This is a genomic window from Micromonospora sp. LOL_023 (genome assembly GCF_048060115.1).
Classification (GTDB): Bacteria; Actinomycetota; Actinomycetes; order Mycobacteriales; family Micromonosporaceae; genus Micromonospora_E.
This window is the reverse complement of record NZ_JBHMIM010000003.1, coordinates 175,795-197,253: the sequence shown is the minus strand read 5'-3', so window position 1 is coordinate 197,253 and position 21,459 is coordinate 175,795. Positions and strand designations below refer to the sequence as shown.

The window sequence follows — 21,459 nt, the reverse complement described above, 5'->3', positions numbered from 1 at the left end:
CCCCCAGCCGAAGAACCCCCAGCCGAAGAACCCCCAGCCGAAGAACCCCCAGCCGAAGAACCCCCAGCCGAGAAGGAACAGGAGCAGCCGGCACCGGCCAGCCCTGAGGCACCGGCCAAACCCGAGGTCGAAGACACCGAAAGTGCGGCACCGATTCGGGGAGTCACCGGCCGGACGCCGGATCCGACCGAATCGGCCACCCCTGTCGAGGAAGAGGAGCCCGAGCCGAGCCCAACCGCCGGCGCTGGTGGCCTGAACGCCCCGGCAACCGACAACCTCGCTGTCGACGAGGCCATCGACGACGCCGACAGCGCGGAAGAGCTCGCCGACCGACTGGCACTCACCGGCACGAATACCATCAATGTCATCGTCGGCGGTATGGTGCTCGTCTTTGCTGGCGTCGGGCTGGTCTACCTAACTCAACGTCGCCGCGATCCGTACCGGCGACGCTGACCGACGGTGCTCCGCAGCCTCGTCACCGACGACGTACAGGCGCCGTCGCAGATCTACCGGCGCGGTTGCACCTTGGGCAAGGCCGCGACTTGACGGTGCTGGGCGTGCCGCCCGGCACCGTCAAGTCGCGCTCGGTATCGAGGGAGTCTCGATGCCGGAGCACGAGCCGTACCCCGTTCGCCGGGTCGATGGCGACAGTCGGGTTGGCGCGCGAGCGCGTTCTGAAGGTCGGGGAGCAGGTCGGCGACGCTGCCGAAGTCCAACTCACCGGCCAGGGAGTCATCCCGTGTCAAAGATCCCCACCGACACGACGATGCCCCCGCCCGACCCGGGCGGGGGCATGCACGAGTAAAAACCCGCTTCGCACAATGGTGCGGTCGGTGGAGCCAAGGGGACTCGAACCCCTAACCCCTGCCTTGCAAAGGCAGTGCTCTGCCAGTTGAGCTATGGCCCCGGATGGTCCCCGCCGAAACGGTGACGACCGCCGGCCGGGGACAGGAGAAGATCAGCGAAGATCAGGAGCGGTGGTCGCCTCGTGCCACAGGGCACGCTCGTCGCTGGTCTCCTTGACCTTCTTCGCGACCAAGGCGGCCACACCGATGACCGCAGCGATGATCAGGAGCTTTTTGACCATGGGGTGTATCCCCTTACGCTCGACTGTCGTGGAGTGGGGCTAGCTGGAATCGAACCAGCGACCTCAGAGTTATCAGCTCTGCGCTCTAACCGACTGAGCTATAGCCCCGTACGCGACGAGCTAGGTTACCGTACCGATGACTTGGACCCAAACTCGGGCCGGGCACCACCGGCGCCTGGCAGGTGGCCTGCCGGACATCGGGAGACTACCGGATCGCGAACGGCCGGGACCATCGGGTATCGACGTGCCCGGCCGCCCGCGTCGTGCGGTCGTGGTCGGTCAGTCCCGCTCCGCCAGGGTCAACTCGAGTCCGCCGACGAGGTCGGCGCAGACGTTGTAGATGAACGCGCTGAGCGTCGCGAGCGCCGTGTAGAGAACCACGTTCACCAGGCCGAACAGCGCCGCCGTGCCGATCACGCCCTGCGCGGTGATCCGGAACGACGGACCCTCGCCGGTGCCGGTGCCGATCAGGTCACCGAGGCTGGCGTTCACGCTCTGGAACACACCCATCGCGTCCAGAGCCAGGTAGAGCACAGACGTCGCGACGATCACCACGATGAACAGCACGAGAGAGACCGCGAACGAGAACTTCATCACCGACCACGGGTCGATCCGCTTCAGGTTGAGGCGGGCCCGGCGTGGGCCGCGCGAAGCCGCGGAGCTCACCCCGGGGCGGGCGGTACGGGCACCATCGCCGCCTACCCGAGCGGCGCCTACCGCCGCGGCCCCGGCTCCGGTGGCACCGATCGTGCGCACGCTCGGCGAGCCGAGCCCGCTACGGCTGCCGGGCGCCGGGGCGCCGGCCTTGGTAGCACCTCCGATGGTGCCGATCTGCTGGGTCGTCGCGGCACCGGGGCGGACGCTGGTGCCGCTGGCCGCGGTGGCGCCGAGCGCGCCACCGGTGAACCCGCTGCCGGAGTTGGTTGGTGGTGCGGACGAGACAGGAGGTGCCGACGTCACAGGCGTGGACGACCTTCCGGACGGGGCGGCGCCGCCGCCGAGCTGAGTAGCGCCACTGGTAGCGCGGTCGCCGGTGCCGCCGGCTCGGCCCGAACCGGCGGCGGCATCGCCGTCTGCGTCGTCGGTAGGTCGATCGGGCGGCGGCGGCATCCCCGGTGCTCGGGTGAATTTCGGCGACGGCGAGTCGGCCGGGACGGTAGCCCGGCCGACAGCTGCCCGGCCGGTGGCCGTTGCGGGGCCCCCGGTGGTGGACTCCTCGTCGACCGGCCCCGCCGCGGCCCCCGTGGCCCCCGACTTCGCCTGGGTCTCCGTCATCAACTAGTCCTGTTCGTCAGGCTCGTCGGCATTGCGAGCAATGGCCACGATGGTTACGCCGTCTGGGAGGTCCATGAGCTTGACCCCCATTGTGTTCCGATCCCGGGTACGTCGTACAGGCTTCACCGGAGTCCGGATCACGCCACCGTTGCTGGTGATCGCGAAGAGTTCGTCGTCCGGGCTGATCACGGCGGCCCCGACCAGACCACCACGACGTTCAGTGATCTTGGCAGTCAGCACGCCCTTACCTCCCCGGCCCTGCACCGGGTACTCCTCGATGGGTGTCCGCTTCGCGTACCCCCCGTTGGTGGCCACCAAAACATCGACGTCCATACCTTCGCGGACGACCTCCATGGCCAGCAACTCGTCGTCGTCGGTGAACCGCATGCCGATCACACCGGAGGTGGCGCGGCCCATCGGTCGCAGCGCGTCGTCAGTGGCGTTGAATCGGATCGCCTGGGCGTTCTTCGAGACCAGCAGCAGGTCGTCGGTGGCCGAGGCGAGCGCGGCACCGACCAGTTCATCGGTGTCCCGCAGGTTGATGCCGATGATCCCCCCGGACCGGTTGGAGTCGAACTCCTCCAGCTTGGTCTTCTTGACCAGCCCGTTACGGGTGGCGAGTACCAGGTAGGGGGCCACCTGGTAGTTCGGGATCCGGATGACCTGGGCGATGTGCTCATCCGGCTGGAAGGCCAGCAGGTTGGCGACGTGCTGCCCACGAGCGGTACGCGACGCCTCCGGCAGCTCGTACGCCTTTGCCCGGTAGACCCGGCCCTTGTTGGTGAAGAACAGCATCCAGTCATGGGTCGAGGCGACGAAGAAGTGGCTGACGATGTCGTCCTGGCGCAGCGTGGCACCGCTGACACCCTTGCCGCCCCGGCGCTGGGAACGGTAGAGGTCGACCTTGGTCCGCTTGGCGTAACCCGTTCGGGTGATGGTGACCACCACGTCCTCGCGGGCGATCAGGTCCTCCATCGAGACCTCACCGTCGAACGGCACGATCTTCGTCCGCCGCTCGTCGCCCCACTTGGCGACGATTTCGCCGAGTTCCTCGGAGACGATCTTCCGCTGCCGTTCCGGCTTGGCCAGGATGTCCTTGAGATCGGTGATCTCAATCTCGATCTTGACGAGCTCGTCGATGATCTTCTGGCGCTCCAGGGCGGCGAGCCGCCGCAGCTGCATGTCCAGGATCGCGGTGGCCTGGATCTCGTCGACGTCCAGCAGTTGCATCAGGCCCTGACGGGAATCCTCGACCGTCGGCGACCGCCGGATCAGGGCGATCACCTCGTCGAGCATGTCGAGCGCCTTGACCAGACCGCGCAGGATGTGCGCCCGCTCCTCGGCCTTGCGCAACCGGTACGCCGTCCGCCGCCGGATGACGTCGATCTGGTGCTCGACGTAGTAGCGGATGAACTGCGCCAGGTTCAGCGTGCGCGGCACCCCGTCGACCAGCGCCAGCATGTTGGCGCCGAACGTCTCCTGCAGCTGGGTGTGCTTGTAGAGGTTGTTGAGCACCACCTTGGCGACGGCGTCGCGTTTGAGGACCAGGACCAGCCGCATCCCCGTACGCCCGGAGGATTCATCCCGGATGTCGGCGATCCCGCCGATTTTGCCTTCCTTGATCAGTTCGGCGACCCGCTCGGCGAGGTTGTCCGGATTGACCTGGTACGGCAGCTCGGTGACGACCAGCGCGGTCCGGTTCTTCTTGTCCTCCTCGACCTCGACCACCGCCCGCATCCTGATGGACCCGCGGCCGGTGCGGTACGCGTCCTGGATCGGGGTGGTGCCGACGATCAGGCCGGCGGTGGGGAAGTCCGGGCCCTTGACGATCTCCAGCAGCGCTTCGAGCGTGGTGGGCTCGTCGATCTCCGGGTTCTCCAGGCACCACTGCACCGCGGCGGCGATCTCCCGCAGGTTGTGCGGCGGGATCTTGGTCGCCATGCCGACCGCGATGCCCTCGGAGCCGTTGATCAGCAGGTTGGGGACCCGGGCCGGCAGGATCACCGGCTCCTTTGCCCGCCCGTCGTAGTTGTCCTGGAAGTCGACGGTGTCCTCGTCGATGTCCCGCAGCATCTCCATCGCCAGCGGGTCGAGCTTGCACTCGGTGTTGTGGCTGACGAATCCGTCAGTGACGAAGGAATGGTCGTCGGTGTCCACCCGAAGGCTGTAGACCGGCTGCACGCCCGCGTCGGCGACCTCGGCGACCTCGGCGTAGTAGAAGCGGCCGTCGACCAGCGGCTCGACGACGTCGCGCACCTCGCGTTCAGTGATCCGGGCGAGAATCTCGGACCGGTCACGCTCCCATCGTTCGATCCGGTCGACGTTGTGCCGGCGCAGCCAGTCACGCTCCGTCCAGCGGGTTGCGCCGTGCTCCCGGATGAAGTCCCCGACGAACGGCACGAAGTCGCCGGCGAGAACCCTGCTGGTCGCCGGCACCTGGGCCAGCTCGGACTCCAGTTTGGCCTGCTTGCGCCCGAGGAAACCGACGTGGGCGGCGAAGATCCCGGCGTCGCGGCGGTTGGTCACGACCACCTTGATCTCGCCGTCGTCGTACCGGCACTGCTTGCTGATCACGCCGAACTCCAGCAGGAGCTGCTGCACCTCACGGGCCAGCCGGTCACTGCGGGTGGAGTACGAGATTTGGATTGTGTTGCGGGGCAGCAGCGAGGAGGAGCCATCGCCCTCGAAGAGCGCCTGGAGGAAGGCACGCTTGACAGCCGCCGGCCCCTGCCAGACGAACTCGGGTACGCACTTGGCGGCGCTGCGCGCACCGACCAGCTCGCCCAGTGCGGTGCTAGCCAACTGCTTGATGCTGGCCCGAACTCGGTACAGCGTGTTGCCAGAGGGCGTCGACTCCTCGTTGAACCAGCGCTTACCCCCGATAGCGAGATCGAACGCCGCGATCACCCGAGTGAAGAAGCTGCGATCGACGTTGGCGAACTCAACCCACTCGTCGGAAATCCAGCCCTCACTCACCAGCGCACCCGCAAGGACGGCTGCCTCGACGTGCTCCAGCATCGGGTAGCCGATCTCGTCCGGCACCGAGCGCTGGATGACCACCCGGTCGCCGGGGGAGATCTCGGCGAGTAGCTTCCAGAGCAGGGTCGGCACGCCGGCCACGTTCACCAGGCAGAGCACCGGGTGGTTGTGGGTGCCGGTCAGCTCGTACCCCTCGCGGGTGCGCAGCCGTAGGGTCGGGTGCTCGCCGGAGTGGAAGTACTTGGAGGCGCGGACCAGATCGCCGTTGCGGTCGCGGACCTTGAGGTCGACATCGGTCTCGCTGCTCGATGCGGCGTCCGGCACGACCTGCTCGATCCGGACCGAGCCTTCAGAGGTGCGGATTCGGACATTACCGGACAGACAGTAGCGCATGGCTGCTGCCGGGTCGTTGCCCGGTGAGCCGAAGTTGCCGTTGCCGTCGACCAGCGGGTAACGCAGCGACCAGGGCTGCGCCATCCGGACCAGGGCGTCGTAGATCGCCGAGTCGCCGTGCGGGTGGAACTGACCCATCACGTCGCCGACGACCCGGGAGCACTTCACGTAGCCCCGGTCCGGCCGGTAGCCGGAGTCGAACATCGCGTAGAGGATCTTGCGATGTACGGGTTTGAGTCCGTCCCGTACGTCTGGCAGCGCCCGACCGACGATCACGCTCATCGCGTAGTCGAGGTAGGAGCGCTGCATCTCGACTTCCAGCCCGACCGGCTCGATGCGGTCGTGGCCGGCGACTGCCGCCGCTGCGGCGGTTACGGCCGCTGCGGCGGCGGCCGCGCTGTCCGACTCGCTGTCGAAGGACTCGGGAGTATCCGTCACTGTTTACCCTTATCAGACTTATTATCGTCAAACCGCTGTGGACAACGGCGGTGGAATCTCGCGAAGCTGTGGACAACTCGATCGGGCCGCTCCCGGTCTCGGGGTGCGCCCCGATCTGGAGTCGCTAGATGTCCAGGAACCGGACGTCCTTGGCGTTGCGTTGGATGAACGACCGCCGTGCCTCCACGTTCTCCCCCATCAAGACGCTGAACAACTCGTCGGCGGTTGCGGCGTCGTCCAAGGTCACCTGACGCAGCGTACGCGTTGCCGGATCCATCGTGGTGTCCCACAACTCGGGGTAGTTCATCTCGCCGAGGCCCTTGAACCGCTGGATGTCGTCCGGCTTGGCGTTCGGCTTCTTCTGCTGGCGCAGCGCGATCAGTCCGTCGCGCTCCCGGTCGGAGTACGCGTACTGTGCGTCGTCGCCCTTCCGGTTCCACTTGATCTTGTACAGCGGCGGGGCGGCCAGGTAGACGTGACCGAGCTCGACCAGCGGCCGCATGAACCGGAACAGCAGGGTGAGCAGCAGCGTCTGGATGTGCTGGCCGTCGACGTCGGCATCCGCCATCAACACGATCTTGTGGTACCGCAGCTTCTCGATGTCGAAGTCGTCGTGGATGCCGGTGCCGAGCGCCGTGATCAGCGCCTGGACCTCGTTGTTCTTCAGCACCCGGTCGATGCGGGCCTTCTCGACGTTGAGGATCTTGCCACGGATCGGCAGGATCGCCTGGGTACGCGGATCCCGTCCCTGCTTGGCGGAACCGCCCGCCGAGTCGCCCTCGACGATGAAGACCTCCGACTCACGCGGGTCGGTCGACTGGCAGTCGGCCAGCTTGCCCGGCATCGAACCGGACTCCAGCAGCGACTTGCGTCGGGCCAGCTTGCGGGCCTGCTGGGCGGCAATCCGGGCCCGGGCCGCCTGGGTGGCCTTCGTGATGATCATCTTGCCCTCGGCCGGGTTGCGGTCCAGCCAGTCGACCAGCCATTCGTTGCACACCCGCTGCACGAAGCTCTTCACCGGCGTGTTGCCCAGCTTGGTCTTGGTCTGCCCCTCGAACTGCGGGTTGGCCAGCTTCACCGAGATGATCGCGGCCAGCCCTTCCCGGATGTCCTCGCCGGAGAGCTTCTCGTCCCCCTTGAGCAGCTTCTTGTCGAAGGCGTACTTGTTGACCACCCCGGTGAGGGCGGACCGGAAGCCCTCCTCGTGGGTGCCACCCTCGTGGGTGTTGATCGTGTTCGCGAAGGTGTAGACCGACTCGCCGTACGACTCGTTCCACTGCATGGCGATCTCGACCGACATGCCTTCCTCCTCCGCGCCGAACTCGACCACGCTCTTGTGGATCGGGTTCTTGGAGTTGTTCAGGTGCCGGACGAAGTCCGCGATGCCGCCTTTGTAGCAGAAAGTAACCTCGCGGTGCTTTCCGTTGTCCTCGGTGACCCGCTCGTCGCGCAGTTGGATCGTCAACCCACGGTTGAGGAACGCCATCTCCTGCAGCCGGCGGTAGATCGTCTCGAAGGCCCACTCGGTGGTCTCGAAGATCGTCGGGTCCGGCCAGAAGGAGACCGCGGAACCGGTCAGGTTGGTCGGCTCGCCCTTGTCCAGCGGGCCCGGCTTGGAATTGGTGTACCGCTGCCGCCAGAAGTAGCCGTCCTTCTGAATCTCCACCTCCATCTTCACGGAGAGGGCGTTCACCACGGAGACACCGACCCCGTGCAGACCACCGGAGACCGCGTACGCCTTGCCGTCGAACTTGCCGCCGGCGTGCAGCACGGTGAGCGCGATCTCGACACCCGGCTTCTTCAACTTCGGGTGCAGGTCGACCGGGAAACCACGGCCGTTGTCGGTGACCCGCACGCCACCGTCGTGCAGCAGCACCACCTCGATGGTGTCGCAGTGGCCGGCCAGCGCCTCGTCGACCGCGTTGTCCACGACCTCCCAGACCAGGTGGTGCAGGCCACGCTCACCAGTCGAGCCGATGTACATGCCCGGCCGCTTGCGGACCGCTTCCAGGCCCTCAAGCACGGTGATCGACTCGGAGCCGTACTCCTGCTTGTTCTGCGCTGACACGCTCAGCCACTTTCTCGCGCGCCTGGCCACGACGGGCGCAGGGCGCGGGGTTCGGCGGGGATGTCCGGCGGCGCGCGGGCGCGGATCGCACACCACGGCCGACGACCCGACCTCCACGGGGTGGATCGCCTACGGGTGGCGAAACGCACCGAACGCCGCAGGGGCACCCGCGGGTCACGAACGGCTGGGCCCCGCCCGATCCGACGGTCTCGACCGCCGGAGATCACCTTGCCGGTGATCATGCCCAGTGGTCCGGATCGTCGCTCCGCGCGGGTCTCCCTCGTCTCTGTCTACGATCCTACTGTGCCGAGCCGAGATAACAGGGACGCGGCACCCCCGTAAAGCGGCTGAGAGGTTCGTAGCCGGCCGTACCCCACCCACCGCGACCACCCCCACACGCCCGCGGTCCACCTCCCGCGGCGAATGTGGCGCCAAGACGAACCCCGCACCTTGAGATCAGGTACCGGACCGGGTGCCGCTACAGTGCCGCTACCGCTCAGGCGCGCCCGGGCGGCTGCACCGCCGTGCAGTCGCATCGGAGCGCCATCAGCTGGAGAAGGGTGACGCTTGCGATGGGCCTGGACAACGTCGCGGTGCAGTGGCCACGGGTCGGCGAATTCTACGAACCGGTGGCGCCGGCGGAGTTCGTCGACTTCGGCGACCTGGCGGAGCAGGCCGACGTCGCGGCCCCAACCGCCGCGCTCGCCGGCTACGTCGCCAAGACAGGCAGCGTACGGGCGACCGCGTACACCGAACTCGTCGATCTTCTGCTAGGTCTCACCGGGGTGCTGTACGCGACCGAAGCGGCGGCCGAGGACGAGGATCCGGTCATCGACCCGGACGGCTGCGCCTGGATCGCCGGCGGCCTGGAACGCTTCGTCGAAGGCCACGAGCGCTACGGCGACACCGTCACCTTCGACACGGTCGGTGCCGTGCTGCGCGACACCCTCGCCGACGCCCGGCTGGCCGAGCAGCAGCTGCGCTGGCTGGAGACCCGGCTCGGCGCGCTACGCGACGACGCCGGCGACGCGCCGCAGTGGAGCTTCCCGAAGTCGGAGCTCGCCGTGCTGTCGCACTTCTACCGCCGCTGCGCAGACCGAGGATTCGCCGTCTACGCCGACGCCGAGACCTGATCGCCGGCCCGGGTCCACGACTGGCGTCAGCCGTACGCGCTCCCGCTTCCCGGCGTCAGCCGTACGTGTCCCGTGGTCCCCGGCCGCGGACCCGCCGGGGACCCTTCGACCATGACGGGGCCGACGGACCGTGGATGTGCAACTTGCGCACCACGTTGTGGCCGACCTCCTTCGCGATCCGATGCAGCAACGATCGGGCGAGCATGCGCAGTTGGGTCGCCCACGCAGTCGACTCCGCCTCCACCGTCAGCTCGCCGTCCTCCAGCTTGACCGGCCGGCTGTGTTTGGCGATCTCCGGGCCGACCACCTTCTCCCAGGCGCCGAAGACCGTGGCCTCGGCCGCCGGCTGCTGCCAGCCGCGCGACTTCACCAGCCGGGCCAGCACGTCGCCGAACAACTGCGGATCGCGGGGATCCGGCCCGGGTCCGGAATAGCCGCGCGGCCGTCGCCCGCCGTCGCCACCACCGTCACGACCGCTGCCGGTACGCCGGGACCGGTTCGCCTCCCGACGGGCCCGGGCCGCGTCGAGTACTGCCCGGGCCAGCTGCGGACCGGTCGACGGCGGCGGCAGGATCGGTGGCTCGGAACTCGGCGGTCCCGGTTGCGGCTCAGCCGGCATGGCGTATCTCCCCTGGAGTCACCTCGAAGCGTGCCCCGCGCAACGCTACCGGTACGTCGTCGGCGACCGCACAGGTCACCAGCAGTTGGCTGGCTCCCGCCACCAGTTCGGCCAGCCGTTGCCGACGGCCGCTGTCGAGCTCGGCGAAGACGTCGTCGAGCACCAGGACCGGCTCGATCCCCTCGGCGCGCAACAGGTCGTACGCGGCCAACCGCAGCGCCAGTGCACAGGACCAGGACTCACCGTGGCTCGCGTACCCCTTGACCGGAAGGCTGCCGATGCTCAGGTGCAGGTCGTCGCGGTGCGGACCGACCAGCGTCACCCCCCGGTCGACCTCGCTGCGCCGTGCCTCGCGCAGCGCCGCCAGCAGCGCCGACTCCAGCTCCGCCCGGTCCGTTGCCGCCGGCTCGGGCAGTTCGATGGCGCAGCGGTAGCCGATCGCGGCCGCGCTCGCCCCGGCGGCCACCGCGCCGTACGCCTTGGCCACGTGCGGCGCGAGCGCGTCGACGAGCTCCAGCCGGCCGGCGAGCAGTTCGGCCCCGTGCCTGGCCAGGTGGGTGTCCCACACGTCCAGGGTGCTCAGGTCGCCGCCCCGGGTACCGCCGGTCTTGCGGGCCAGGTACGCGCTGCGCAGCAGGGCGTTGCGTTGCTTGACCACCCGGTCGTAGTCGGCCCGCACCCCGGCGAACCGGGGCAGCCGGGTGACCAGCAGTTCGTCGAGGTAGCGGCGACGCTCGGCCGGATCCCCGCGGACGATCTCCAGGTCTTCGGGGGCGAAGAGCACCAGCCGCAGCGCGCCGAGCACGTCACGGGCCCGGCGAGCCGGTGACCGGCCCAGCCGGGCCCGGTTGGCCCGCCCCGGCACGATCTCCAGCTCGACCAGCAGCTCCCGCTCGTCGTGCATGATCAGGCACCGGATGACCGCCGAATCGGCACCGACCCGCACCAGCGGCGCGTCGGTGGCGACCCGGTGGCTGCCCAGCGTCGACAGGTAGCCGAGCGCCTCGACGAGGTTGGTCTTACCGACCCCGTTGGCGCCCATCAGGACGCTGCCGCCGGGGTCGAACGTGAGGTCGACCCGCTCGTACGAGCGGAAGTTGATCAGTTCGAGCTGGCGGACGTACACGGACGTCAGGGACTGGACTGCACGGCGTGCCCGCCGAACTGGTTGCGCAGCGCGGCGACCGCCTTCATCGCCGGAGAGTCGTCCTGCCGGGAGCTGAACCGGGCGAACAGCGAGGCTGCGATCACGTTCATCGGCACGCCGAGATTGATCGCCTCCTCGACCGTCCACCGGCCCTCACCGGTGTCGTCGGCGTAGCCGCGCAGCGCGGCCAGCTGCGGGTCCTCGTCGAGCGCGGCGTCCAACAGGTCGAGCAGCCAGGAACGAACCACGGTGCCGTCCCGCCAGGACTTGATCACCCCGGGGACGTCGGTGATCAGATCTGCCGCCGCCATCAGCTCGTAGCCTTCGGCGTAGGCGTGCATCAGGGCATACTCCACGCCGTTGTGCACCATCTTGGCGTAGTGCCCGGCACCGACCGGGCCGGCGTGCACGAAGCCGTGCTCGCCCGGGGGCTTCAGCGCCTCGAAGATCGGCATCATCCGGGCCACGTGGTCGGCGTCCCCGCCGACCATCAGTCCGTAGCCGGCCTGCCGGCCCCACACGCCGCCGGACACCCCGACGTCGAGGTAACCGATCCCGTGCTCGGCCAGCTTGGCCGCGCGGGGCGCGTCGTCGGTGAATCGCGAGTTGCCACCGTCGATCACCAGATCTCCCGGGTCGAGCAGGCCGGACAGCTCGTCGACGACCGACGAGGTCACCGACAGCGGCACCATCGTCCAGAGCGCGCGGGGGGCCGTGAGCCGGTCGACCAGCTCGGCGAGGCTCGCGACGTCGCTCACCGCCGGGTCGCGGTCATAGCCGTACGCCTCGTGACCGGCGTCGCGTAGCCGGTCACGCATGTTGCCGCCCATCCGACCCAAACCGATGATGCCGAGCTGCACCGTCTGTCCCCTTTCGTTACCGCGGATCGTCGCCGGTCCGACGACCAGCTGTCACCGGGTTACCCGGATCGGCATGATCAGATAGCGGTATCCGGGGATGATCTCGCCGTCCTCGCCGGCGGGTGAGATCACCGCCGGCTTGAACGCGTCGACGAAGGTGAACACGGCGGTGGCCGCACCGAGGTTCTGCAGTCCGTCGATGAGGTACTGCGGGTTGAACCCGATGGTCAGTGGCTCGCCGGTGAAGGCCGCTTCCATGGCCTCGCTGGCCCGGGCCTCCTCGGTGTTGCCGGCCTCCACGACCAGTCCGTCCGGGCCGAAGCTGAGCAGCACCGGGGTGGTGCGTTCGGCGACCAGCGCGACTCGGCGGACCACCTCGACCAGGCCGGAGACGCTGACCCGTGCGTCGGCGTTGTGGCTGCTGGGAAAGAGCGAACGCACCGGCGGGTAGTTCGCGCCGTCGAGCAGTCGGCTCGTCGTCCGGCGGGTGCCGCCAGCGAAGCCGATCATGCCCTCACCCGCTCCGCCGTGGGCCAGCGCGATGACGACCTCACCGCCGGTCGGGCCGAGCGTCTTGGCGGTGTCGGCGAGGGTACGGGCCGGAACCAACGCGTTCAGGTCGATCTCGGCGTCGTCGGGCTGCCACTCGATCTCCCGGATGGCCAGCCGGTAGCGGTCGGTGGCGAGCATCGCCAGGGTGGAGCCGCTGAGTTCGAGCCGGACACCGGTCATCATCGGCAGAGTCTCGTCGCGGCCGGCCGCGATCGCCACCTGGGCGACAGCGGCGGCGAACGTGGGTGCGTCCACCGTCCCGGCACTCGCCGGCATCTCCGGCAACGTCGGGTAGTCCTCCACGGGCATCGTCGGCAACGTGAAACGGGCACTGCCGCAGACGAGCTCCAGGTGTGCGCCGACGGCTGCGATGTCGACCGGCTTCGCCGGCAGCGACTTGGTGATCTCGGCCAGCAGCCGGCCGGAGACCAGAGCCGCACCGTCCGCGTCGCCCTGCACGTCGACGGTCACCTGGCTGGAGACCTCGTAGTCGAACCCGGATACCTGCAGGGAGCCGTCGGTGACCCGGAGCATCGCGCCGGCCAGTACCGGCACCGACGGCCGGTTGGGCAGGCTCTTGGCGGTCCAGGCGACCGCGTCGGCGAGCGCGTCGCGCTCCACCCGGAACTTCATCCCTTGCCTCCGCACTTCATGGGCGTGCCTCCGCGTCGACTCGAACGATCTTCTGTGCTGCCGGACCCGAGGTCGCCCTCGGCGGCTCGACTGCTGTCGGTCAACGGACCTCTCCGAACGATAGGCCAGAGCGTGACGCCCGTGCGTCCGCCCCCAGGCTTGCGACGCGTCCTCCGGTGCGTGAGCTCCGTCGACTGCTTCATCCACACCCATCCACAACGCCGATGATTGGTTTTTGTTGTCTAGAAGATAAAACTCATCGTCTTCGTCGGTCCTGTGCACTCTGTGGACAACTCACGTATGTGCAGCTCAGCAGGGTTGGGCAGCGGTGGATTACCTGTGGAGGGAGCTGGGTACAACCTGCCGGTTCATCCACAGGCGGTTTCGTTGCACACAGGCGGACCGAGTTATCCACCGGTTATCCACCGGTTATCCCAAGGGTTCGTCCCCACCTGTGGATGAACCGGGGCGGGTGCAGGCCCCCGTTGTCCCCAGAACCTTCAACAGGTGGTCCACAGGCAGCCGGCAACCTGTGGACAAACCGCTACGGAGCGTGATTGTCCACAGCGGTTTCCACAGCCCGTCGTCCACAGCCTGTGGATAACCGAGGAGCCGAAACAGGGGGTTGTCCACAACCGTGGACAACCCCCTGTGGAAAAGCTGTGGAAAACCGGTCAGGCGATTTGCTTGATCCGGTTGGTCAGTTCGGCGATCTGGTTGTACAGCGACCGCCGTTCGGCCATCTGCTGGCGGATCTTGCGGTCGGCGTGCATCACCGTGGTGTGGTCTCGGCCGCCGAACGCCTGCCCGATCCTGGGCAGCGACAGGTCGGTCAACTCCCGGCAGAGGTACATGGCCACCTGCCGGGCGTTGACCAACACCCGGGACCGGGAGTGGCCGCGCAGGTCCTCCAGACTGACCCCGAAGTAGTCGGCGGTGGAGACCATGATCTGGTCGGCGGTGATCTCCGGGCCCGATCCGTCGGGGATGAAGTCGCGTAGCACCTCCTCGGCGAGCGCCAGCTCCACTGGCGACCGGGTGAGGCTGGCGAACGCGGTGACCCTGATCAGCGCGCCCTCGAGCTCCCGGATCGAGCTGGAGATCCGGGAGGCGATGAACTCCAGCACGTCGGGCGGCGCGTACAGCCGCTCCTGCGCCGCCTTCTTCTGCAGGATGGCGATCCGGGTCTCCAGGTCGGGCGGCTGGATGTCCGCCAGCAGCCCCCACTCGAAGCGGGTCCGCAGCCGGTCCTCCAGCGTCGCGAGCTGCTTGGGAGACCGGTCGGAGGTGATCACGATCTGCTTGTTGGCGTTGTGCAACGTGTTGAAGGTGTGGAAGAACTCCTCCTGGGTCCGCTCCCGGTTCTCCAGGAACTGGATGTCGTCGATCAGGAGGATGTCGACGTCCCGGTAGCGCCGCTGGAAGGCGCTGGTCTTGTCGTCGCGCAGCGAGTTGATGAAGTCGTTGGTGAACTCTTCGGTGGAGACGTAGCGCACCGACCGGGCGTTTCCGAGGGTCGTGGCGTAGTGGCCGATCGCATGCAGCAGGTGCGTCTTGCCGAGCCCCGAACTGCCGTAGATGAACAGCGGGTTGTAGGCCTTGGCCGGGGACTCGGCCACCGCGACCGAGGCCGCGTGCGCGAAGCGGTTGGACGAGCCGATGACGAAGGTCTCGAACATGTACTTCGGGTTGAGCCGGTTGCCGCCGGTGTCGACCCCCGGCCCGCTGAGCCGCCGGTCCTCCCGCCCGGTGCCGCGGTGCTCCAGCCCGCCACGACCGGGACCGCTGTCCGGTGGACCCGCCCGCAGATGATCGGGCGGCCCACCGTACCGCTGATCCGGTAGACGGTAGTCCGGTGTCGGACGGGCGGGGGGCGATGGTGGCTGCCGCGCCGGGCCCGGGTCACCGTCGGTGGTGAACAGGTCGGCGGGTGCGGCGTACTCGGCACCGAACAACGCGCCCTGATCGCCCGCGCGGGCACCCGGTACCACCGGCGGCTGACCGGGCTGACCGGTTTGCTGAGTTTCGACGCCCGGAATCTCGCTGGTGTCATGCGACCCGGCATCGCCATGTCGATACGGTTTGTCGGGCGTCGCCGGCCCGGCGTCGCCAAACTGCTGATCGGTGGGTACGGCGGGTGGCTGATGGCCGGCTGAGGGCTCTGCGCGAATGTCGGCGGTCTCCTGCTGACCGCCCCGCACCTCGACGGTCGCCGTGCCGTACACCGTGCCGATCGCCCGGCCCTGCCCGTCGTCGGGCGGCCGTACGGTGACCGCGACCTGGATCTCGCGACCGAGCCGGCGGGACAGGGCTTCGGTGATCGCCGGCCGCAGCCGGGACTCGATGACATCGCGGGTGAACGCATCGGGCACGGAAAGCAGCGCGGTCTCCTCGACGATGGCCCGCAACCGGGTCAGCCGGAGATAGGCACGTTGCTGCGCCGAGACGATCTCGTCTGCCAGCTCCTCCGTGGTCGCCAACCAGACCGCGCCGAGGTCAATCGTGTCGGCCACCGTAGCGCCACCCCCATCGCATCCGGGTCCCCGGCGCCGCCAACTGTCGGTGTCGGCCGCCGGTCTGGACCGGTCCCGCTCTCGAACAGGTACGACGAGCCGTGCCGCGGGCCGCTGAACTGACCGTCATCCACAAGTTATCCACAACCTGTGTGTACTGCTGACCGCGGATCCCCGTGGTCCGCCTGAGCTCTTGCCCCCCTGCCGGTCTGGCGCCCTGTGATCACCGCTGCGGGCGGCCGAACTGGCCGCTTGGTCCGTACCGATGGAGCGGTACCAGGTGCGGCCGGATGCGTGACCGGCAATCGCGCACGCTAACAGCGTCATCCACGACCGTTCAACCGGCGGTGCCGGCTCACCGTTGTCGTTGTCGGTGAAAACGGTGGTGAGGCCGCCGCCGGACCGACTGCGACGCGCCGGGCGCCCGCCGGTCGGTCAGCGGGCGGCGCGGCAGCTCCGGAGCACTCTGATAAGCTCATCGGGTGTGCTGTGCCTGCACAGCGCCCGGACCAACCCGCATGCCACAGACCAACCCGCATCCCACACCGCAGGCCGGTCTGATCACCTGACTCCGGTCGTTGCCGGGGCCACACCTTGACGGAGAGATCGACGTGAGCAAGCGCACCTACCAGCCGAACAACCGCCGCCGCGCGAAGACACACGGCTTCCGGCTGCGTATGCGCACCCGGGCCGGACGGTCCATCCTCTCCACCCGTCGTGCCAAGGGCCGCACCCGCCTGTCGGCCTGACGGCCTCGCCGGCCCCGCGGAGATGTAAACAGCCATGCTGGCCGCCGCACAGCGGGTACGCGACCGTGCCGACTTCACCGAGGTCGTACGCGCCGGCCGGCGCGCCGGCCGTGGCTGTCTCGTCGTTCACCTGCTACTTCCGGCCATGACGCACACCGATGAACCCGGCGTGGACGTGCCTGTATCTGGCTCCCGCGCCGGGTTCATCGTCTCCAAGAGTGTCGGTGACGCGGTGGTCCGCAACAGGGTCCGCCGCCGCCTGCGACACCTGGTCCGACCGAGGCTGGCGTCGTTGCCGGCTGGCACGACCGTGGTCGTGCGGGCACTGCCGGCGGCGGCTGGCAGCTCGTCGGCGGGTCTTGGAGCCGACCTCGACGCCGCCATCGCCGCCGCGAGTCGTACCACCTCGCGTCGCCCCCGCGACAGCTCGGTCGAAGGTCAGTCCGCTGGGCGTGGCCGGGAGCACCGACGGCACCGGGGGGGCGGGGAGCCGCGATGAACGCCCCGGACGATCTTCCTCGACCCACGACACCGGGTGGCCGCCTGCTGACTGCGGCGATCGTCGCGTACCGTCGTTGGATAAGCCCGGCTCTGCCGGCTCGCTGTCGGTTCTACCCGTCGTGCAGCGCGTACGCCCAGGAGGCGATCGCCCGGCGCGGTGCACTACGGGGTGTGCTGTTGGCAAGTTGGCGGCTGCTGCGTTGCCACCCCTTCCACCCCGGTGGATATGACCCGGTGCCGATGCCGGGCGGCCGCCGTGCCGATGCGACTGGAGCCCCGAATTGAGTCTCGACTGGATCTACTGGGCGATCTCGTGGATCCTCCTGCTCTGGCACTCGGCCTGGGACCGGATCGGCGTGCCGTCGGGCGAGGTCCTCGGCACCAACTGGTCGTGGATCCTGGCCATCGTGTTCCTGGTGGTCACCGTGCGGGTGATCCTGTTCCCGGTCTTCGTCAAGCAGATCAAGTCGCAGCGCGCCATGCAGGCCGTGCAGCCGAAGGTCAAGGAGCTGCAGGAGAAGCACAAGGGTGACCGGGAGACGCTCCAGAAGGAAATGATGGAGCTGTACCGGGTGGAGAAGGCAAACCCGTTGATGGGCTGCCTTCCGATGTTCCTGCAGATCCCGGTCTTCCTCGGTCTGTTCCACATCCTGCGTCGGCTCAATCCGGAGCAGACGATCAACGTCGACCTCTACGGCTGGTCCGCAGACCAGTTCTACGACGCGTCCGGCGCCAGTCTGTTCACCGCCCCACTCGCTGGCCGGTTCGGTTCCACCGCCGAGGAACTGGCCGCGATGGGTGCCAACGGCACGACGGTCAAGGTGATCACCGGGATTCTGGTCATCATCATGATCGTCACCACCTACCTGACCAGCCGGCAGATGATCCTCAAGACCGGTTGGGCCGAGGACCCGCAGCAGAAGATGATCCAGCGCCTGATGCTGTACGGCATCCCGGCCTCGCTGCTCATCTCCGGCGCGATCTTCCCGGTCGGCGTGATCATCTACTGGGTGGTCAACAACCTGGTGACGCTCGCCCAGCAGCAATGGGTACTCCGGAAGTTCCCGCCACCGCCGATGCCGGCCGGCAAGGGCAAGTCCGCGACGACCTCGACCGGCGGCCGGTCCTCGACCGGGCGTCCGACCAGCAAAGGCGGCACGACCTCGGCCCGTAACGGTGCCGCCGCCGACACCAAGACCAAGTCCGGTGGCATCTTCGCCCGCAAGGCGAACGGTGCCGCGCCGGCCGAGCCCGAGCCGTCGCCCGTCCGCGAGGCGCTCAAGCCCAAACCTGGTGCGAAGCCGGTCAACACGAAAAAGCGGCGACCGGCCAAGCGCCCCGGCTGACCGGGCGCGCTCGCCGAGGGCGCCATCAGCGGCCTCGGACGACGCGCCCCGGCGGCCCCGGGCCGCCGGGCTCGCCGCCCCAGGTGGCGGGCCCGGCGGCCCGGGCCGAGCCCGCCGCGGTAGCGGTGGCACGTAGACGTCCCCGAGGACGAGGCGCCCGTCCGCCCGCCTCGGGAAACCAGCGGACCGACCGGTTCCGCCGAGCGAGTACGGAGATGACACCGTGACCGATACCAGCCTGCCCAGTACCGACTCGTCCACCGACGAGGAGGTCGCCCCGACCGGGGCCGTGGTGGACACGGACGACGACACCGACGGTGACGCGGCTGACGAGGACACGCCGACGCCCGCCGTAGCCAGTGACAGCGACCTGTTCCAGCAGAGCGAGATCGCGGCGGACTATGTCGAGGGCCTGCTCGACATCCTCGACTACGACGGGGACATCGACGAACTGGTCACCGCGGGACGTCCGATGGTCGAGGTGGTCGGCGGCCAGCTCGGTGCCCTGGTCGGCCAGCGTGGTGCGACGCTGGAAGCACTTCAGGAGCTGACGAGGCTTGCCATCTTCCGGCAGACCGGTACGCCGAGCCGGCTGTTGCTGGACGTCGGCGGCTACCGGGCGAACCGCCGCAAGGAGCTCGTCGCGGTGGCCAAGAACGCCGTGGAGAAGGTCAAGGAGTACGGCGAGCCGGTGCGGCTCGAACCGATGTCGGCGTTCGAGCGCAAGTGCGTACATGACGTGGTGAATGCTCTCGACGGCGTGCTGAGCGAATCCGAGGGTGTGGAACCCACCCGCCGGATCGTCGTCCGTCCGGCCGACTGAACCAATGACCCAGCTGCCCGTACCAGACGATCGGGTGGCCGCCGGCCCGGACGGGAACGAACCGTCCGGGCCGGCGGCGTCTGAGGTCGATCGGCACTCCCTACCGCCCGCCAGCACCGCTGCCGCCGGTAGCGGCCCAGTCCCACCGGCCGCCGGCGAGATCTTCGGCGCCGAGCGGCTGCCACTCGCCGTTCGCTACGCCGATCTGTTGGCCACCGAGGGCGTGCTGCGTGGACTCATCGGACCCCGTGAGGTGCCGAGGATCTGGGACCGTCATCTTCTCAACTGCGCGGTACTCGGCGAGCTGATTCCCGCCGACTCCGCCGTGCTGGATGTCGGCTCTGGGGCTGGACTGCCGGGGCTCGCGCTTGCGCTCGCCCGCCCCGATTTGCGGATCGTGCTGGTGGAGCCGCTGGCTCGGCGAGTCGCATTTCTCGTCGAGGCGGTGGCGGCCCTCGGGCTGGCCGAATCGGTGGAGGTGGTCCGTGGTCGAGCCGAGGAACTCCACCGGGGCCATCCCGGCGGCGCGGCTCCGGTCGTCACCGCCCGCGCGGTGGCGCCGCTTGACCGCCTGGTGGGGTGGTGCCTGCCGCTGACCGTGCCGGGCGGGCGGCTGCTGGCCATGAAGGGAAGCTCCGCCGCCGCCGAGATCGCCGAGCACCGGGCCGCGGTCGCTCGTCTCGGCGGTTCCGAGCCGGTGCTCCGGCGGTGCGGGGTGCGGTGGGTCGATCCACCGACGACCGTGGTGGAGATCAGCCGACTCGGCTCGGCTTCCGTCCGGTCGCGCACCGAGGCCGGTCCGGGCCGGGCCCGACGTGATGCCTCCCCGCGTGGCCAGCGGCGCGGCCGTTCGTGACCCGGCCACCGAAGGCGATGGACGTCAGGACTGCGACACGTCGGGCGGTCGGCCGTGGCCACGCCGCCCCGGATCCCCGTAGGCTGACCGCGCGTCGATAGTGTGGGCCGGGCGGCAACGCGCAGTGGTTAGAGTCCTGCCGCCTCATGCTGGTCCGCACGCCACGCCCGAAAGCGCGGACGTGAGCGCTGGCGGTGCCGATCCAGCCAAGGCAGGCAGGGATGACACGGTGCATGACAACGGTAGTTGCGAGGATTCCCCGGTGACAGGTGACCGCCAGCGGGTCAGTGACTCCGCGATGGTTTCACGTGAAACGACCGACCGCCCCGGTGCTGTCGGCGGTGTCCCGCCAGCGGGCAGTCGCGTCAAGCAGGCAGATGGGGCCGGGCCCAGCGCGGCGACGCAATCAACCGCGCGGTCACCACTCGACGTCGCGACGCCGCCCGGTCCGGTGAACGGGCCAGGTCCGGCGACCCCTTCGATGAGGGACGCCGCGGTGGTGGACCAGCCAACGTCCCCCAACTCACCCGGTCGCCCGGTGCGTGCTTCCGCACCGGTGGCCGACGTCCCGTACGTTTCACGTGAAACACCGAACCGGGAAGAGGATGATCCCCCCTTGGCAATGGAGGCTTTGCGCGCCGTGCAGATTTTGAACCCCAGCGGCGAGGTGACCATGCCCCGTCCAGACCGGACGCGCATCATGGGTGTCGCGAATCAGAAGGGGGGCGTCGGTAAGACGACCACGACGGTCAACCTTGCGGTGGCGCTGGCCCTGCATGGCAACCGCGTGATGGTCGTCGACCTCGATCCTCAGGGCAACGCCTCGACCGGCCTCAACGTCCCACATCACGCCGGTGTGCCGGACGTCTACGACTGCCTGATCGACAACGTGCCGCTCACCGAGGTGGCTCAGGCCGTCGAGGGTATCCCCAACCTGTGGTGTGTGCCCGCCACGATCGACCTGGCCGGTGCAGAGATCGAGCTGGTCTCGGTGGTGGCCCGGGAGTCCCGGCTGTCCCGAGCCGTCGCAGCGTATCCGGCGGAGCTGGACTACGTCTTCATCGACTGCCCTCCGTCGTTGGGCCTGTTGACGGTCAACGCGTTGGTCGCGGCCCAGGAAGTGCTGATTCCGATCCAGTGCGAGTACTACGCGCTGGAAGGGCTGAACCAGTTGATCAACAACATCAACCTGGTCCGCCAGCACCTCAACCCGACGCTGGACGTCTCCACGATTCTGCTGACGATGTACGACCGACGGACCCGCCTGGCCGACGCGGTGGAGCAGGACGTTCGTAACCACTTCGGGGACAAGGTCCTGCAGTCGGTCATTCCGCGCAACGTCCGGGTGTCGGAGGCTCCCAGCTACGGCCAGTCGGTGATGACCTACGATCCCGGATCGCGGGGTGCGACGAGCTACTTCGAGGCGGCTCAGGAGATCGCCGAGCGTGGAGTGGCGCGACTTGGCCGCAATGTCTGACAGTGTGGGT

General features: G+C 68.6%; 17 protein-coding genes, 2 tRNA genes and 1 pseudogene. 9 read left to right on the top strand and 11 right to left on the bottom strand.

All coding sequences use genetic code 11. The features are described 5' to 3' along the window. A partial coding sequence (locus ACFHVL_RS03205) for an LPXTG cell wall anchor domain-containing protein (protein ID WP_416625358.1) occupies window positions 1–453 on the top strand: 453 nt, incomplete at its 5' end. Window positions 454–834: 381 nt separating this feature from the next. Here ACFHVL_RS03205 and ACFHVL_RS03200 read toward each other — a convergent pair. From ACFHVL_RS03200 to gyrB, 6 genes are all read right to left on the bottom strand, one after another. After that, window positions 835–907: transfer RNA gene (locus ACFHVL_RS03200), tRNA-Ala, on the bottom strand. A 51-nt stretch (window positions 908–958) separates the two neighbouring features. Then, entirely contained in the window at window positions 959–1,087 is a 129-nt protein-coding gene (locus tag ACFHVL_RS03195; RefSeq protein ID WP_416625356.1) for a DLW-39 family protein, read from the bottom strand. A 34-nt stretch (window positions 1,088–1,121) separates the two neighbouring features. After that, a tRNA-Ile gene (locus ACFHVL_RS03190) sits at window positions 1,122–1,195 on the bottom strand. A gap of 171 nt (window positions 1,196–1,366) precedes the next feature. Next, a complete protein-coding gene (locus ACFHVL_RS03185; RefSeq protein ID WP_416625354.1) occupies window positions 1,367–2,362 on the bottom strand; it encodes a DUF3566 domain-containing protein in 996 nt (331 codons plus the stop codon). Window positions 2,363–2,365: 3 nt separating this feature from the next. Next, window positions 2,366–6,016 carry an intein-containing DNA gyrase subunit A gene (gyrA, locus tag ACFHVL_RS03180; RefSeq protein WP_416625378.1) on the bottom strand — a complete coding sequence of 1,217 codons (3,651 nt, stop codon included), beginning with the start codon at window positions 6,014–6,016 and terminating at the stop codon, window positions 2,366–2,368. Between the two features lie 280 nt (window positions 6,017–6,296). Continuing rightward, window positions 6,297–8,240 (bottom strand): DNA topoisomerase (ATP-hydrolyzing) subunit B, encoded by a 1,944-nt coding sequence (gene gyrB, locus ACFHVL_RS03175; protein ID WP_416625352.1) that lies wholly within the window; start codon window positions 8,238–8,240, stop codon window positions 6,297–6,299. 572 nt (window positions 8,241–8,812) lie between these two features. Here gyrB and ACFHVL_RS03170 point away from each other — a divergent pair. Beyond that, window positions 8,813–9,373, top strand: coding sequence for a hypothetical protein (locus ACFHVL_RS03170; RefSeq protein ID WP_416625376.1), 561 nt, complete (start codon window positions 8,813–8,815; stop codon window positions 9,371–9,373). A gap of 55 nt (window positions 9,374–9,428) precedes the next feature. On the opposite strand, the gene ACFHVL_RS03165 is transcribed toward ACFHVL_RS03170, so the two are convergent. From ACFHVL_RS03165 to dnaA, 5 genes are all read right to left on the bottom strand, one after another. Next, window positions 9,429–9,992 carry a DUF721 domain-containing protein gene (locus ACFHVL_RS03165; RefSeq protein WP_416625351.1) on the bottom strand — a complete coding sequence of 188 codons (564 nt, stop codon included), beginning with the start codon at window positions 9,990–9,992 and terminating at the stop codon, window positions 9,429–9,431. Continuing rightward, complete coding sequence (gene recF / locus ACFHVL_RS03160) at window positions 9,982–11,118, bottom strand: DNA replication/repair protein RecF (RefSeq protein ID WP_416625349.1); 1,137 nt, start codon at window positions 11,116–11,118, stop codon at window positions 9,982–9,984. Before recF ends, ACFHVL_RS03165 begins: the two co-directional genes overlap by 11 nt. Before the next feature lie 5 nt (window positions 11,119–11,123). After that, a complete protein-coding gene (gene gnd, locus ACFHVL_RS03155) occupies window positions 11,124–11,999 on the bottom strand; it encodes a phosphogluconate dehydrogenase (NAD(+)-dependent, decarboxylating) (protein ID WP_416625347.1) in 876 nt (291 codons plus the stop codon). Between the two features lie 51 nt (window positions 12,000–12,050). Continuing rightward, the gene (gene dnaN, locus ACFHVL_RS03150; RefSeq protein ID WP_416625345.1) at window positions 12,051–13,184 is read right to left on the bottom strand and encodes a DNA polymerase III subunit beta; all 1,134 of its coding nucleotides are present in this window, start codon (window positions 13,182–13,184) and stop codon (window positions 12,051–12,053) included. Window positions 13,185–13,858: 674 nt separating this feature from the next. Beyond that, a complete protein-coding gene (gene dnaA / locus ACFHVL_RS03145; protein WP_416625343.1) occupies window positions 13,859–15,697 on the bottom strand; it encodes a chromosomal replication initiator protein DnaA in 1,839 nt (612 codons plus the stop codon). 611 nt (window positions 15,698–16,308) lie between these two features. On the opposite strand from dnaA, the gene rpmH reads away from it, so the two are divergent. The 7 genes and pseudogenes from rpmH to ACFHVL_RS03110 all read left to right on the top strand — a co-directional run bounded on the left by rpmH (window position 16,309) and on the right by ACFHVL_RS03110 (window position 21,449). Beyond that, window positions 16,309–16,446, top strand: coding sequence for a 50S ribosomal protein L34 (rpmH, locus tag ACFHVL_RS03140; protein ID WP_326550692.1), 138 nt, complete (start codon window positions 16,309–16,311; stop codon window positions 16,444–16,446). Window positions 16,447–16,480: 34 nt separating this feature from the next. Next, window positions 16,481–16,867, top strand: a pseudogene (rnpA, locus tag ACFHVL_RS03135) (ribonuclease P protein component); the annotation flags it as partial. Window positions 16,868–16,941: 74 nt separating this feature from the next. Next, window positions 16,942–17,232 carry a membrane protein insertion efficiency factor YidD gene (gene yidD, locus ACFHVL_RS03130; RefSeq protein ID WP_416625340.1) on the top strand — a complete coding sequence of 97 codons (291 nt, stop codon included), beginning with the start codon at window positions 16,942–16,944 and terminating at the stop codon, window positions 17,230–17,232. Then, window positions 17,229–18,293 (top strand): membrane protein insertase YidC, encoded by a 1,065-nt coding sequence (gene yidC / locus ACFHVL_RS03125; protein WP_416625338.1) that lies wholly within the window; start codon window positions 17,229–17,231, stop codon window positions 18,291–18,293. The genes yidD and yidC overlap by 4 nt, the downstream gene beginning before the upstream one ends. A 223-nt stretch (window positions 18,294–18,516) precedes the next feature. Next, the gene (locus ACFHVL_RS03120) at window positions 18,517–19,116 is read left to right on the top strand and encodes a protein jag (RefSeq protein ID WP_416625336.1); all 600 of its coding nucleotides are present in this window, start codon (window positions 18,517–18,519) and stop codon (window positions 19,114–19,116) included. 4 nt (window positions 19,117–19,120) lie between these two features. After that, window positions 19,121–19,972, top strand: a complete 852-nt coding sequence (gene rsmG / locus ACFHVL_RS03115) for a 16S rRNA (guanine(527)-N(7))-methyltransferase RsmG (protein WP_416625334.1) — start codon at window positions 19,121–19,123, stop codon at window positions 19,970–19,972. A 229-nt stretch (window positions 19,973–20,201) separates the two neighbouring features. Next, a complete protein-coding gene (locus ACFHVL_RS03110; RefSeq protein ID WP_416625374.1) occupies window positions 20,202–21,449 on the top strand; it encodes a ParA family protein in 1,248 nt (415 codons plus the stop codon). Window positions 21,450–21,459: the final 10 nt, after the last annotated feature.